Here is a 12,973-nt window from a genome sequence, read left to right as displayed (position 1 = left end):
AGTTTTCCCATGGCCACCCCTTTGATTGAACTGCTCAAGCTGATCCATCCCATCATCCAGGCGCCCATGGCGGGCGGCGCCACCACGGTGGACATGGTGGCGGAGGCATCGAAGGCGGGCGCCCTGGGATCGCTCGGCGGGGCGTACATGACGCCCGAACAGATCGAGGCGGCGGCCGAAGGGGTCCGCGCCCGCACGGATCGCCCGTTCGCCATCAACCTGTTCGCATCCGTGCCGCCAGAGCCCATGCAGGGCGATGCGAGCCGGATGCTGGCCCTGATGGCGCGCTATCACGAGCAACTTGGTCTGCCGGCGCCCGAGGCCCCCGGCCCGCAGGCCGATCCGCTGCCGGGCCAGCTCGAGGCCGTGCTGCGCATCCGGCCCGCCGTCCTCAGCTTCACCTTCGGCCGCCTGCCGGCCGAAGCGCTGGCCCGCTGCCGCGAACTCGGCATCCTGACCGTGGGCACGGCCACGACCGTCCGCGAGGCGCAAGCGCTGGAGCAGGACGGCGTTGACGCCATCGTGGCGCAGGGCGCGGAGGCGGGCGGCCACCGCGGCACGTTCCTCGACACGTTCGAGGCGTCCATGATCGGCACCATGGCACTGGTCCCGCAGGTGGCGGACGCCGTCTCGGTGCCAGTCATCGCGTCGGGCGGGATCATGGACGGGCGCGGCATCGCGGCCGCCCTGGCGCTGGGCGCCGACTTCGCCCAAATGGGGACGGCCTTCCTCACCACGGAAGAATCCGGCATCAGCGACGCCTACAAGGCGGTCGTGGCGGCCTCCCGCGCCGAACAATCCCGGATCACTCGCGGCTTCTCCGGCCGCCCGGCGCGCGGCATCGCCAATGCCTTCATGCGTGATGTGGACGCCATCGGCGGCGACATCCTGCCGTATCCGCTGCAGAACGCCCTGACCCGGCCCATGCGCACGGCGGGCGGCAAGAGCGGCAACATCAATGTCCTGTCCCTGTGGGCCGGCCAGGGCGCACCGCTGGCGCGTCGCGAGTCGACGGCGGAACTGATCCAGCGGCTGGCCCGGGAAACGGCGGCGGCTCAGGCGCGACGTTGAGTGCTGGCGGCGGTCTGTCCGGAATGGGTGTCTGACACCCGTGTAGGAGCCGTGTGTGCCGGGCCAGTGCCTCAAGGGTGTCAGACACCCATGGAGCATCGGCAAACGCCATCAGCACCGACACGGCGACGACCCGATTGTTCCTGAAGCCGAAAACACTGTTCCACGGGCGGCCGCTCCAATTGTGATTACACAGCGTCGGGCTACAATGGCGCCTCGCCGCCGGGAGCGAACGCTTACGCTTGCCCCGGTATCTGAGTAACAGGGCGCTTCCCGACGCAGTCTGTCTTGCCCGCGCCGGCCAGGTCCTCGGTCCCGCGTGTCGACAGGACCGCAGGGCAAGCTCCGCCGCCGAAACTCCCTTTCGTTGCCCATGCCCGCTCAAACCAGCAGCACCCCGGAATTCGCCCTGCGCCTGGAAGGTGTGGCGCTTGGCTACGGTGATTTCACCGTCTTGCGCGATATTTCCATGGACGTCCGGGCGGGCCAGGTGGTGGCAGTCATGGGCGGCTCCGGTTCCGGCAAGACCACGCTGCTGCGTGCGGCCACCGGCCAGATCACCGCCCAGCAGGGCCGCGTGCTGGCATTCGGCCAGGATATCGGCGCAGCCTCCCGCGCCGAAGTGCAATCCCTGCGCAAGCGCATGGGGGTGCTGTTCCAGCAGGGCGCGCTGTTCACCGACCTGAACGTCTTCGAGAACGTGGCGTTTCCGCTGCGCGAACACACGCGCATCAGCGAGGCCGAAGTCACCGACCGCGTGCTCGACAAGCTGGATGCCGTCGGCCTGCGCGCCGCCGCGCACCTGAAGGTCTCCGAAATATCCGGCGGCATGGCGCGGCGCGTGGCACTGGCCCGCGCCGTGGTGCTTGAGCCGGAACTCATCCTGTACGACGAACCCTTCGCGGGGCTGGACCCGATCTCGCTGGGCATCACCGCCCGCCTGATCCGCAGCCTTGCCGACCGGCTGGGCTGCGCCTCGGTGCTGATCACCCACGACGTGCAGGAATCCTTTGCCATCGCGGACCAGGTCTATCTGGTGGGCCGCGGCCAACTGGCTGCCGCCGGCACGCCGCAGATGCTGGCCGCCTCGCCGGACCCCTACGTCCAGCAATTCCTCAAGGGCCAGCCGGACGGTCCGGTCGCGTTCCAGTATCCCGAAACGCCCGCCTTCCAGAAATGGCTGTCGCAACAGAAAGGGCGCAAAGCATGAGCGCTTCCAATAACGCCGTCGCCGTACTGGGCCACTGGGTGCGCTCCCGCGTCGCCGGCATCGGCTACTTCACCCGCTTCTTCGGCGCCATGCTGGCGCGCAGCGGCATCGCGCTGTCGCGGCCGCGCCTGGTGTCTCAGCAGGTCCACTTCATCGGCAATTATTCGCTGCTGATCATTGCCGTCTCCGGCATGTTCGTGGGCTTCGTGCTGGGTCTGCAGGGTTATTACACGCTGAACCGCTACGGCTCCGAGGAGGCATTGGGCTTGCTGGTGGCCCTGTCGCTGGTACGCGAACTGGGTCCGGTGGTCACTGCACTGCTCTTTGCGGGGCGCGCCGGCACCTCGCTCACCGCCGAGATCGGGCTGATGAAAGCGGGCGAACAGCTGTCGGCCATGGAAGTCATGGCCGTCGACCCGATCCGCCGCGTGCTCGTGCCGCGCCTGTGGGGCGGCATCATCGCCATGCCCATCCTGGCGGCTGTGTTCTCCATGGTGGGCATCCTGGGCGGCTGGGTCGTGGGCGTGCTGCTCATCGGTGTGGACGCAGGCGCCTTCTGGTCGCAGATGCAGAACGGCGTCGATGTATGGAAAGACGTCGCCAACGGCGCCATCAAGAGCGTCGTCTTCGGCGTCACGGTGACGCTGGTGGCGCTTTATGAAGGCTGGCAGGCCAAGCCCACCCCCGAAGGCGTTGCCCGCGCCACCACGCGCACCGTGGTCGTGGGCTCCCTGGCGGTTCTCGGGCTGGACTTCCTGCTCACCGCCTTGATGTTTGGAAATTGATACGGATCGATCATGTCACGCGAAAAAACCGACTTCTGGGTAGGCCTGTTTGTATTGCTGGGCGCGATCGCGCTTGGGTTCCTGGCGTTGCGCGCCGGCAACTTGAGCACGTTTTCCTTTGCCCCGACCTATACCGTGACCGCCAACTTCGATAACGTAGGCGGCCTCAAGGTGCGCGCGCCGGTCAAGAGCGCCGGCGTGGTGGTGGGCCGGGTCACGGGCATTTCCTTCGACGACAAGACCTTCCAGGCGATTGTGTCGGTCGATCTGGAGACGGCCTACCAGTTCCCCAAGGACTCGTCGGCGGCCATCCTGACCTCCGGCCTTTTGGGCGAGCAATACCTGGGCCTGACCGCCGGCAGCGAGGAAGATAACTTTACCGACGGCGGAAAAATCCGCTATACACAAAGCGCCGTGGTCCTGGAGCAGCTGATCAGCCAGTTCCTGTACGGCTCGGCGGAAAAGCAAGGCACGACCGCCGCGCCGGAATCGGCCCCCAAAGCCCAGGACTAAAGGCGCGGCGCCATCAAGCTGTTACAACGCTGCGTCTCGCCGTCGCGATAACAAAAGAATTGTTGATAGGGATACCCGGAACATGAATAAGAAAGCTATTTCCCGAATTGCCACTGTCGCCGCCGCGGGCGCGCTGATGGCTGGTTGCGCCGCCCCCAAGAATCCGGATCCGCGCGACCCCTGGGAAGGCTTCAACCGCGGCGTCTACCAGTTCAACGACACCGTCGACCGCGCGGTGTTCAAGCCGGTTGCGCAGGCCTACACGTTCGTGACGCCGCAGCCGGTGCGCAGCTGCATCCACAACATCTTCAGCAACGTCGGCGACCTCTGGTCCGGCACCAACAGCTTCCTGCAGGGCCGCGGCCACGACTTCGTCAACACGCTGGGCCGCTTCCTGTTCAACACGACCATGGGCGTGGGCGGCTGCTTCGACGTCGCCTCGGCCAATGGCGCGCGCAAGATCCCCAACGACTTCGGCACCACGCTGGGCGTCTGGGGCTTCAGCCAGGGTCCGTACCTGGTGCTGCCGTTCTTCGGCGCCTCCAGCGTGCGCGACGGCGTCGGCCTGGTCGGCGACCTGTACGGCACCACCTACGGCTACATGGGCGTGGACTCGATCGACAACGTGCGCCTGCGCAACTCGCTGTGGGGCCTGCGCATCGTCGACACGCGCGCCAGCCTGCTCGACACCACCGACACCATCGACCGCGTGGCGCTCGACCCGTACAGCTTCGTGCGCGACGCCTTCCTGCAACGCCGTGCCGCCATGGTGCTGGGCCACCGCGTGGACGAGGAAGGCTCGCTGCCCAACTACGAAGACGACGGCGACGACGACACCCCCGCCGCGCCCGCGCCGGCCCCCGTGCCTGCGCCGCAACCCGCGAACAAGTAAGCTGAGGCCTTGCGCTTTCGGTATTTGAAGGAGATTTGATGCGATTTTCCATTCCCTCTCTGTTGCAGCGGCTGGTTTTCACGGGCCTCGTCGGCCTGGCGGCCGCCACGGCCGCGAACGCCAAGCCGGACCCCAACGGCCCGCCCGAGCAGTTCGTCCTGGCCGCCGCCAACGAGGCCCTCGCGGTCCTGAAGTCCGACGGCGCGCTGCGGGCCGGCAACACCGCCCGCATCAACGAAGTCGTTGACCAGCACATCCTGCCGTACGTCAATTTCCAGAAGACCACGCGCCTGGCCGCCGGCCGCTACTGGCGCCAGGCCTCCGACCAGCAGAAAACCGCGCTGGCCGACGCCTTCCGCGGCACGCTGATCCGCACGTACAGCGGCGCGCTGACCCGCGTCACGTCCAGCACCACCATCACCGGCCTGCCGTTCCGCGGCGATCCCAAGGCCGACGACGTGGTCGTGCGCACCCTGATCAGCCAGTCCAACAGCCAGCCGGTGGGCGTGGATTACCGCCTGGAAAAGACGCCCCAAGGCTGGAAGATCTACGACATGAACGTCGAAGGCATCTGGCTGATCGAGAACTACCGCAACCAGTTCGCCCAGCAGATCAACCAGAACGGTATCGACGGCCTGATCCAGGCGCTGAACCAGCGCAACAAGTAAAGATTCGCTCAGGCTTGCCTCGGCCCGGCGCGACCCCTCGGGGGTCCGCCGGGCCGATTGTTTTGGGGGACGCAACAGTGCGCCGCCCCCATCGCCACCGGGGCCATCCCCGGTTTCCGCCACATCGCGCTTATATAATGGTCAATTCGCTCTTTTCGGGCCATCTCCCCCCGTCATGTCCGCCGTCAGCCTAGAAAACGTCTCCAAGATCTACTCGCCGCGCCAGCGCGGCTGGCAGAAGCTGCTCGGGCGCACGCCCCGGCCCGGCTTCCAGGCGCTGGACAATGTCAGCCTGAATATCGAGCACGGCGAGTTCTTCGGCCTGCTCGGTCCCAACGGCGCGGGCAAGACCACGCTCATTTCCATTCTGGCGGGCCTGGCGCACGCCACCGCGGGCCGCGCCACCGTCTGTGGATACGACGTCGTGGCCGACTACAAGTCGGCACGGCGGGCGCTGGGCGTCGTGCCGCAAGAATTGGTCTATGACCCGTTCTTTACCGTGCGCGAAACGCTGCGCATCCAGTCCGGGTATTTCGGCCTGCGCAAGAATGACGACTGGATCGACGAAATCCTGTTCAACCTGGGCCTGGCCGACAAGGCCAACTCCAACATGCGCGCGCTGTCGGGCGGCATGAAGCGCCGCGTGCTGGTGGCGCAGGCGCTGGTGCACCGGCCGCCGGTCATCGTTCTGGACGAGCCGACCGCCGGCGTCGACGTGGACCTGCGCCGCACGCTGTGGGAGTTCATCTCGCGGCTGAACAAGGCCGGCCACACCATCATGCTGACCACGCACTACCTTGAAGAAGCCGAGGCGCTCTGCAATCGCATCGCCATGCTCAAGGGCGGTCGCATCGTGGCGCTGGACACCACCCAGGCTCTCCTGGCCCGCGTCGGCGGCGTGGACCTGGAAGACGCCTTCGTGCGCATCATGCATCAGGACGACGAGCCCGGCGCGCGCGCCCTGCAACCCGAAGAGATCTCATCATGACCCAGCCCGCCACGTCTGCCGGCCAGCCGCTGGTGCAGCCCCGCCTGGACGCGGGTTCCGGCTTTCCGACCCTGCTGCGCAAGGAATTGCTGCGCTTCTGGAAGGTCAGCTTCCAGACCATCGCCGCCCCCGTCATCACGGCGCTGCTGTATCTGCTGGTGTTCGCCCACGTGCTGGAAGGGCGCGTCACCGTGTACGGCACCGTGCCCTACACGTCGTTCCTGATTCCCGGGCTCATGATGATGAGCATGCTGCAGAACGCGTTCGCCAACCCGTCCTCGTCGCTCATACAAAGCCGCATCACCGGCAATCTGGTTTTTATGCTGCTGCCACCGCTGTCGCACCGCGATATCTTCGGCGCGTACGTGCTGGCCGCCATCGCGCGCGGTCTCGCCGTCGGGCTGTGCGTGTGGGCCGTGGCGCTGTTCTTCGTGCCGCTGTCGCCCGCGCATCCGCTGTGGGTACTGGTGTTTGCGGTGCTGGCGTGCGGCATCATGGGCACACTGGGGTTGATCGCGGGCCTGTGGTCCGAAAAATTCGACCAGCTTGCGGCCTTTCAAAACTTCCTGATCATGCCGGCGACCTTTCTGTCCGGCGTGTTCTATTCCATCCATACGCTGCCGCCGTTCTGGCAAAGCGTCTCGCACTGGAACCCCATCTTCTACACCATCGACGGATTCCGCCACGGATTCTTCTCGGTGTCGGACGTCTCGCCCTGGCACAGCCTGGCGGTGGTGACGGCGGTGTTCCTCGCGCTCTCCGCTTACGCGCTGCGGCTTCTGTCCAGCGGCTACAAACTCAGGAACTGACGTCCATGCTTCCCACTCCCGCGCAAGTCCGCCAATACATCGCTGACGGCCTGCCCTGTGAACATCTCGACGTGCAGGGCGACGGTTCGCACTTTGACGCCGTCATCGTCAGCACCGCCTTTGAAGGCAAGCGCCTGATCCAGCGTCACCAGCTTGTCTACGCCGCGCTGGGCGACCGCATGAAGGCCGAGATCCACGCACTGTCGATGCGCACCCTTACCCCCGCCGAATACAACAAAGCGGGCGAATGATGGACAAGCTACGCATCACCGGCGGCGCGCAGCTGCACGGCGAGATCTCGATCTCCGGGGCCAAGAATTCGGCGCTGCCGATCCTGTGCGCGGGTCTGCTGACCGCCGACACGCTGGTCCTGTCCAACGTGCCGCGCCTGAACGACACCGGCACCATGCTGCGCCTCCTGGCCCAGATGGGCGTGCGCGCCGAGCGCGCCGACGACGGCGTGGTGACGCTGCAAGCCGGCAACGTCGACAGCCTGGAAGCCCCGTACGACCTCGTCAAGACGATGCGCGCCTCGATCCTGGTGCTGGGTCCGCTGGTCGCACGCTTTGGCGAAGCCCGCGTCAGCCTGCCGGGCGGCTGCACCATCGGCCAGCGGCCGGTCGACCAGCACATCAAGGGTCTGGCCGCGCTGGGCGCTGAAATCAGCATCGAACACGGCTTTGTCGTGGCGCGCGCCAAGCGTCTGAAGGGCGCCTCGATCCGCACCGACATGGTCACGGTCACCGGCACGGAAAACCTGCTGATGGCCGCCGTCCTGGCCGAAGGCCGCACCGTGCTGGAAAACGCCGCGCGCGAACCCGAGGTCGTGGACCTGGCCGAACTGCTCATCAAGATGGGCGCCCGCATCCAGGGCCACGGCACCGACCGCATCGTCATCGATGGCGTCGACCGCCTGCACGGCGCCGAACACCGCGTCATCTCCGACCGCATCGAAGCCGGCACCTTCCTGTGCGCGGTGGGCGCAGCCGGCGGCGACATCCTGCTCAAGAACGCGGATGCCGGCATCCTGGGCGCCACGCTCGACAAGCTGGCCGAAGCGGGCCTGACCATCGAGACCGGCCCGGACTGGATCCGCGGCGCCATGGACAAGCGGCCCAAGGCCGTGGGGTTTCGCACGCACGAGTACCCGGGCTTTGCCACCGACATGCAGGCCCAGCTGATGGCGTTGAACGCCGTGGCCGACGGCACGTCGGTCATCGTCGAGACCATCTTCGAAAACCGCTACATGCACGTGCAGGAACTGCGCCGCATGGGCGCCCAGATCGACATCGACGGCCACACCGCCATCGTGCGCGGCGTGCCGCGCCTGTCCGGCGCCACCGTCATGGCGACCGACCTGCGCGCCTCGGCCAGCCTGGTCATCGCCGGCCTGGCCGCCGATGGCGACACGCTGGTCGACCGCATCTATCACCTGGATCGCGGCTACGACCAGATGGAAGTGAAACTGCGCGCCCTGGGCGCGAACATCCAACGAGTTACCGGCAAGGAACAGCGATGAACGGTGCGACCGTCACCCCCCTGACCCTGGCGCTGTCCAAGGGCCGCATCTTCGAAGAAACCATGCCGCTGCTGGCGGAAGCCGGCATCGAAGTCCCGGAAAACCCGGAAAGCTCGCGCAAGCTCATCCTGCCCACCAGCGATCCCGGCCTGCGCCTGATCATCGTGCGCGCCTCGGATGTGCCCACGTACGTGCAGTACGGCGCGGCCGACCTGGGCATCGCGGGCAAGGACGTGCTGATCGAGCACGCCAAGGAACAGCCCGGCGGCCTGTACCAGCCCATCGACCTGAACATCGCCAAGTGCCGCCTGGCCGTGGCCGTGCGCAACGGCTTCGACTACGAGGCAGCCGTCCACCAGGGCGCGCGCCTGCGCGTGGCCACCAAGTACGTGCACTCAGCCCGTGAACACTTCGCGAGCAAGGGTGTGTACGTGGACATCATCAAGCTGTATGGTTCGATGGAACTCGCGCCGCTGGTCGGTCTGGCCGACTGCATCGTCGATCTGGTGTCCACCGGCGGCACGCTGCGCGCCAACGACCTGGTCGCCGTGGAAGACGTCATGCCGATCTCGTCGCGCCTGATCGTCAACCAGGCCGCCCTGAAGACCCGCGGCGACCGCCTGCAACCGCTGCTGGACGCTTTCGCAAGAGCCGCCTCCCGCAACGTCTGATTCCCGACCGTCCGCCGCGCCCGGCGTGGCGGACGTTACCGTTACCCGCTTTGCTCCATGACGCCATGGCCCTGATCAATCGTCTCGACTCCCGCGATCCCGGTTTCAAAACCGCCCTGTCCACGCTGCTGGCCTTCGAGGCCACCGAGGACGAATCCATCGACCGCGCCGCCGCCAGCATCCTGGCCGACGTGCGCACCCGCGGCGACGCCGCGCTGGTGGAATACACGCAGCGGTTCGACCGCATGCCGGACGCGGCAGCGCATACGCTGGAGATCCCCAAGGCCGATTGGCATGCGGCCCTGGCCGCGCTGCCGGCCGCCCAGCGCAATGCGCTGGAAGCCGCCGCCGACCGCGTGCGCGCCTACCACGAGCGCCAGCGCGCCGAGACGTGGACCTACACCGAAGCCGACGGCACGCTGCTGGGCCAGCAGGTCACCCCGCTGGACCGCGTGGGCCTGTACGTGCCCGGCGGCAAGGCCGCCTACCCGTCGTCCGTGCTGATGAACGCCATCCCGGCCAAGGTCGCCGGCGTGCAGGAACTGGTCATGGTCACGCCCACGCCTGACGGCGTGCGCAACCCCATCGTGCTGGCCGCAGCCGCCATCAGCGGCGTGGACCGCGTGTTCGCCATCGGCGGCGCGCAGGCCGTTGGCGCGCTGGCGTATGGCACCGACACCGTGCCGGCCGTGGACAAGATCGTCGGCCCGGGCAACGCCTATGTGGCGGCCGCCAAGCGCCGCGTGTTCGGCGTCGTCGGCATCGACATGATCGCCGGCCCCAGCGAAATCCTGGTCATCTGCGACGGCAAGACGCCGGCCGACTGGATCGCCATGGACCTGTTCTCGCAGGCCGAGCACGACGAGCTGGCCCAGTCCATCCTGCTCTGTCCCGACGCCGCCTTCATCGAGGAAGTCGAAGCGTCCATCGCCCGCCTCTTGCCCACCATGCCGCGCGCCGACATCCTGCGCGTCAGCCTGGCCAACCGCGGCGCGCTGATCCTGGTGCGCGACCTGGAAGAAGCCTGCCAGATCGCCAACGACATCGCCCCCGAGCATTTGGAGATCTCCACCGAGCAACCCGAAGTCTGGACCGCCCGCATCCGCCACGCCGGCGCCATCTTCATGGGCCGCTTCAGCTCGGAAGCCCTGGGCGACTACTGCGCCGGCCCGAACCACGTGCTGCCCACTTCGCGCACGGCGCGTTTCTCGTCGCCGCTGGGCGTCTACGACTTCCAGAAGCGTTCCAGCCTGATCCAGGTCTCGCACGCCGGCGCGCAGACGCTGGGCCGCATCGCCGCCGAACTGGCGCTGGGCGAGGGCCTGCAGGCGCACGCCGCCAGCGCCCAGTACCGGATCGACAAGTCATGAGCGTCGGACCGGCGGACGTCGCCGGCCGCATTAAAGGCACCGTCCGGGCGGACATTCGCGGGTTGGCGGCATACCCCGTCGCCCATGCCGAAGGCTGCATCAAGCTGGACGCCATGGAATGCCCGTACGAGCTGCCCGACGCCGTGCGCGACGACATCGCGCGCGCCGTCCGCGACACGCCGCTCAACCGCTATCCGTCCGCCGACCTGCCCGCGCTTGAGGCCGCCGTCAAGATGGCCTTTGGCGTGCCGGACGCCGCAGACGTGCTGTTCGGCAACGGCTCGGACGAGCTCATCCACCTGATGGTGCAGGCGTGCTGCAACCCGGGCGACGTGGTGCTGTCGCCGTGGCCGTCGTTCGTGTATTTCGACATGGCGGCCCGCTTCGATCATGCGCGCTTCGTGGGCGTGCCGCTGACAGCGGACCTGGCCTTGGATCTGCCGGCCATGCTGGCCGCCATCCGCGAACACCAGCCCCGGCTCGTGTTTCTGGCCACGCCCAACAACCCCACCGGCGGCCTGTGGTCGCCGGAAGACGTCAACGCCATCATCCAGGCCGCGCCCGGGCTGGTGGTGATCGACGAGGCCTACCAGCCGTTCGCCGACTACACGTTCATGCCGCGCGTGCTGGATGCGCCCAACGTGGTGGTCATGCGCACCGTGTCCAAGATCGGCCTGGCCGGCCTGCGTTTCGGCTACCTGGCCGGGCATCCCGCGTGGATCGCCGAACTGAACAAGGTACGTCCGCCCTACAACCTGAACGTGCTGACCCAGGCGACGCTGCTGGCCGTGCTGCGCCACAAGGCCGTGCTGGACGACCAGGCCGCACGGCTACGCGCGGACCGCGAACCGCTGGCCGCGGCGCTGGCGCAACTGCCCGGCGTCAGGGTATTCCCTTCCGCCGCCAACTTCATACTCGCCCGCTTTTCCGGCAAGCTCGACGGCAACGCCGTGCATCTTGCCCTGAAAGCGCGCAAAATATTGATTCGCAACTTCTCCAATGCCCACCCGCTGCTGGCCGACTGCCTGCGCATTTCGGTGGGCGCCCCGGCCGAGAACGCCGCCTTGCTGGCTGCCCTGCAAGAGATCTTGAGTGCTTAACATGCGTACCGCAGAAATCACCCGCAACACCAACGAAACCCGCATCCGCGTGGCCATCAACCTCGACGGCACCGGCAAGCAGACGATCGACACCGGCGTGCCCTTCCTGGACCACATGCTGGACCAGATCGCGCGTCACGGCCTGATCGACCTGGACATCAAGGCCGAGGGCGACCTGCACATCGACGCGCATCACACGGTGGAAGACGTGGGCATCACGCTGGGCATGGCCATCGCCAAGGCCGCCGGCACCAAGGCGGGTCTGCGCCGCTACGGTCATGCGTACGTGCCGCTGGACGAAGCCCTGTCGCGCGTCGTGATCGACTTTTCCGGCCGTCCCGGCCTGGAATATCACATCCCCTTCACGCGTTCGCACATCGGCAGCTTCGACGTGGACCTCACGCGCGAATTCTTTCAGGGCCTGGTCAATCACGCGCTGATCACCATGCACATCGACAACCTGCGCGGCTTCAACTCGCATCACCAGGCGGAAACCGTGTTCAAGGCCTGTGGCCGCGCGCTGCGCATGGCCCTCGAAGTCGACCCCCGCATGGGCGACGTCGTGCCGTCCACCAAGGGCGTGCTGTAACGCTGTAACGTACGCATTCCACCTTCGCACCGCACCAGGCAGACAGAAGTGACCACTATCGCCATCGTCGACTATGGAATGGGCAATTTCCATTCCGTCGCACGCGCCCTGAAATACGCCGCGCCTGACGCCGACATCCGCATCTGCAACCAGCCCCAGGAAATCGCCGCCGCCGACCGCGTCGTGTTCCCGGGTCAGGGCGCCATGGCGGACTGCATGCGCACCCTGAACGAATCCGGCCTGCGCGACGCCGTCGTGCGCGCCGCCCGCGAGAAGCCCCTCCTGGGCGTCTGCGTCGGCGAACAGATGCTGTTCGAATCCAGCGAAGAGGGCGGCACCGCCTGCCTCGGCCTGTTCCCGGGGGTCGTGCGCCGCTTTTCCGGCCCCGGCTTTGCCGACCTGATCCCCGCCGACGACGAGGCCTGCCTGGCCGACACGGGCGCGGCCGGTCTCGTGGACACCCGTCCCGAGCGCCTGAAGGTTCCGCACATGGGCTGGAACAAAGTCCGTCACACCCGCTCTCACCCGATCTGGGACGGCATTCCGGACGACTCGCACTTCTATTTCGTCCACAGTTATTACGCCGATCCGGCCGATCCGGGCCTGACGGTTGGTGAAACCGATTATGGCGTCGCCTTTACCTGCGCGGTGGCGGCAGCTAACATTTTCGCGGTGCAGTTCCACCCCGAAAAAAGCGCCGAGCACGGTTTGCGCCTGTATCGCAATTTTGTAGACTGGCAGCCCTAGGCCTCGAGCCGCGTGCGCCAGCCCGTTCAACCCCACTTTCT

Annotated in this window: 15 protein-coding genes; all 15 read left to right on the top strand. The window is 67.0% G+C overall.

Annotated elements, in window-relative coordinates; translation table 11 throughout:
* The first annotated feature begins 9 nt into the window (after window positions 1-9).
* The gene (locus B2W22_RS14230) at window positions 10-1,071 is read left to right on the top strand and encodes an NAD(P)H-dependent flavin oxidoreductase (RefSeq protein ID WP_286938230.1); all 1,062 of its coding nucleotides are present in this window, start codon (window positions 10-12) and stop codon (window positions 1,069-1,071) included.
* Window positions 1,072-1,444: 373 nt separating this feature from the next.
* Window positions 1,445-2,281 (top strand): ABC transporter ATP-binding protein, encoded by an 837-nt coding sequence (locus tag B2W22_RS14225; RefSeq protein WP_175123900.1) that lies wholly within the window; start codon window positions 1,445-1,447, stop codon window positions 2,279-2,281.
* Window positions 2,278-3,066 (top strand): lipid asymmetry maintenance ABC transporter permease subunit MlaE, encoded by a 789-nt coding sequence (gene mlaE / locus B2W22_RS14220; protein ID WP_175123901.1) that lies wholly within the window; start codon window positions 2,278-2,280, stop codon window positions 3,064-3,066. The genes B2W22_RS14225 and mlaE overlap by 4 nt, the downstream gene beginning before the upstream one ends.
* 12 nt (window positions 3,067-3,078) lie before the next feature.
* The gene (gene mlaD, locus B2W22_RS14215) at window positions 3,079-3,579 is read left to right on the top strand and encodes an outer membrane lipid asymmetry maintenance protein MlaD (protein ID WP_175123902.1); all 501 of its coding nucleotides are present in this window, start codon (window positions 3,079-3,081) and stop codon (window positions 3,577-3,579) included.
* Between the two features lie 82 nt (window positions 3,580-3,661).
* Window positions 3,662-4,471: an MlaA family lipoprotein gene (locus tag B2W22_RS14210; protein WP_175123903.1), complete on the top strand. Its 810-nt coding sequence runs from the start codon at window positions 3,662-3,664 to the stop codon at window positions 4,469-4,471.
* 38 nt (window positions 4,472-4,509) lie between these two features.
* A complete protein-coding gene (locus B2W22_RS14205; protein WP_175123904.1) occupies window positions 4,510-5,139 on the top strand; it encodes an MlaC/ttg2D family ABC transporter substrate-binding protein in 630 nt (209 codons plus the stop codon).
* Between the two features lie 175 nt (window positions 5,140-5,314).
* A complete protein-coding gene (locus tag B2W22_RS14200; RefSeq protein WP_175123905.1) occupies window positions 5,315-6,127 on the top strand; it encodes an ABC transporter ATP-binding protein in 813 nt (270 codons plus the stop codon).
* Complete coding sequence (locus B2W22_RS14195) at window positions 6,124-6,936, top strand: ABC transporter permease (RefSeq protein ID WP_175123906.1); 813 nt, start codon at window positions 6,124-6,126, stop codon at window positions 6,934-6,936. Before B2W22_RS14200 ends, B2W22_RS14195 begins: the two co-directional genes overlap by 4 nt.
* Before the next feature lie 5 nt (window positions 6,937-6,941).
* Window positions 6,942-7,187, top strand: a complete 246-nt coding sequence (locus B2W22_RS14190; RefSeq protein WP_175123907.1) for a BolA family protein — start codon at window positions 6,942-6,944, stop codon at window positions 7,185-7,187.
* Complete coding sequence (gene murA / locus B2W22_RS14185; protein WP_286938356.1) at window positions 7,187-8,455, top strand: UDP-N-acetylglucosamine 1-carboxyvinyltransferase; 1,269 nt, start codon at window positions 7,187-7,189, stop codon at window positions 8,453-8,455. The genes B2W22_RS14190 and murA overlap by 1 nt, the downstream gene beginning before the upstream one ends.
* The gene (gene hisG, locus B2W22_RS14180) at window positions 8,452-9,126 is read left to right on the top strand and encodes an ATP phosphoribosyltransferase (protein ID WP_175123908.1); all 675 of its coding nucleotides are present in this window, start codon (window positions 8,452-8,454) and stop codon (window positions 9,124-9,126) included. Before murA ends, hisG begins: the two co-directional genes overlap by 4 nt.
* 65 nt (window positions 9,127-9,191) lie before the next feature.
* On the top strand, window positions 9,192-10,496 hold the full coding sequence (hisD, locus tag B2W22_RS14175; RefSeq protein ID WP_175123909.1) for a histidinol dehydrogenase: 1,305 nt from the start codon (window positions 9,192-9,194) through the stop codon (window positions 10,494-10,496).
* Complete coding sequence (hisC, locus tag B2W22_RS14170) at window positions 10,493-11,596, top strand: histidinol-phosphate transaminase (protein ID WP_286938228.1); 1,104 nt, start codon at window positions 10,493-10,495, stop codon at window positions 11,594-11,596. The genes hisD and hisC overlap by 4 nt, the downstream gene beginning before the upstream one ends.
* Window position 11,597: 1 nt before the next feature.
* Window positions 11,598-12,185: an imidazoleglycerol-phosphate dehydratase HisB gene (gene hisB / locus B2W22_RS14165; protein WP_105236925.1), complete on the top strand. Its 588-nt coding sequence runs from the start codon at window positions 11,598-11,600 to the stop codon at window positions 12,183-12,185.
* Window positions 12,186-12,233: 48 nt separating this feature from the next.
* A complete protein-coding gene (hisH, locus tag B2W22_RS14160; RefSeq protein ID WP_175123911.1) occupies window positions 12,234-12,932 on the top strand; it encodes an imidazole glycerol phosphate synthase subunit HisH in 699 nt (232 codons plus the stop codon).
* Window positions 12,933-12,973: the final 41 nt, after the last annotated feature.

The organism is Achromobacter sp. UBA4530 (assembly GCF_002388205.1).
Classification (GTDB): Bacteria; Pseudomonadota; Gammaproteobacteria; order Burkholderiales; family Burkholderiaceae_B; genus Achromobacter; species Achromobacter animicus.
The sequence above is the reverse complement of the archived record's forward strand: the minus strand, read 5'-3'. Positions and strand labels throughout refer to the sequence as shown.

Coding starts and splice junctions, on each gene's coding strand:
- B2W22_RS14230 (WP_286938230.1), top strand. CDS start 10: ATGGCCACCCCTTTGATTGAACTGCTCAAGCTGATCCATCCCATCATC.
- B2W22_RS14225 (WP_175123900.1), top strand. CDS start 1,445: ATGCCCGCTCAAACCAGCAGCACCCCGGAATTCGCCCTGCGCCTGGAA.
- mlaE (WP_175123901.1), top strand. CDS start 2,278: ATGAGCGCTTCCAATAACGCCGTCGCCGTACTGGGCCACTGGGTGCGC.
- mlaD (WP_175123902.1), top strand. CDS start 3,079: ATGTCACGCGAAAAAACCGACTTCTGGGTAGGCCTGTTTGTATTGCTG.
- B2W22_RS14210 (WP_175123903.1), top strand. CDS start 3,662: ATGAATAAGAAAGCTATTTCCCGAATTGCCACTGTCGCCGCCGCGGGC.
- B2W22_RS14205 (WP_175123904.1), top strand. CDS start 4,510: ATGCGATTTTCCATTCCCTCTCTGTTGCAGCGGCTGGTTTTCACGGGC.
- B2W22_RS14200 (WP_175123905.1), top strand. CDS start 5,315: ATGTCCGCCGTCAGCCTAGAAAACGTCTCCAAGATCTACTCGCCGCGC.
- B2W22_RS14195 (WP_175123906.1), top strand. CDS start 6,124: ATGACCCAGCCCGCCACGTCTGCCGGCCAGCCGCTGGTGCAGCCCCGC.
- B2W22_RS14190 (WP_175123907.1), top strand. CDS start 6,942: ATGCTTCCCACTCCCGCGCAAGTCCGCCAATACATCGCTGACGGCCTG.
- murA (WP_286938356.1), top strand. CDS start 7,187: ATGGACAAGCTACGCATCACCGGCGGCGCGCAGCTGCACGGCGAGATC.
- hisG (WP_175123908.1), top strand. CDS start 8,452: ATGAACGGTGCGACCGTCACCCCCCTGACCCTGGCGCTGTCCAAGGGC.
- hisD (WP_175123909.1), top strand. CDS start 9,192: ATGGCCCTGATCAATCGTCTCGACTCCCGCGATCCCGGTTTCAAAACC.
- hisC (WP_286938228.1), top strand. CDS start 10,493: ATGAGCGTCGGACCGGCGGACGTCGCCGGCCGCATTAAAGGCACCGTC.
- hisB (WP_105236925.1), top strand. CDS start 11,598: ATGCGTACCGCAGAAATCACCCGCAACACCAACGAAACCCGCATCCGC.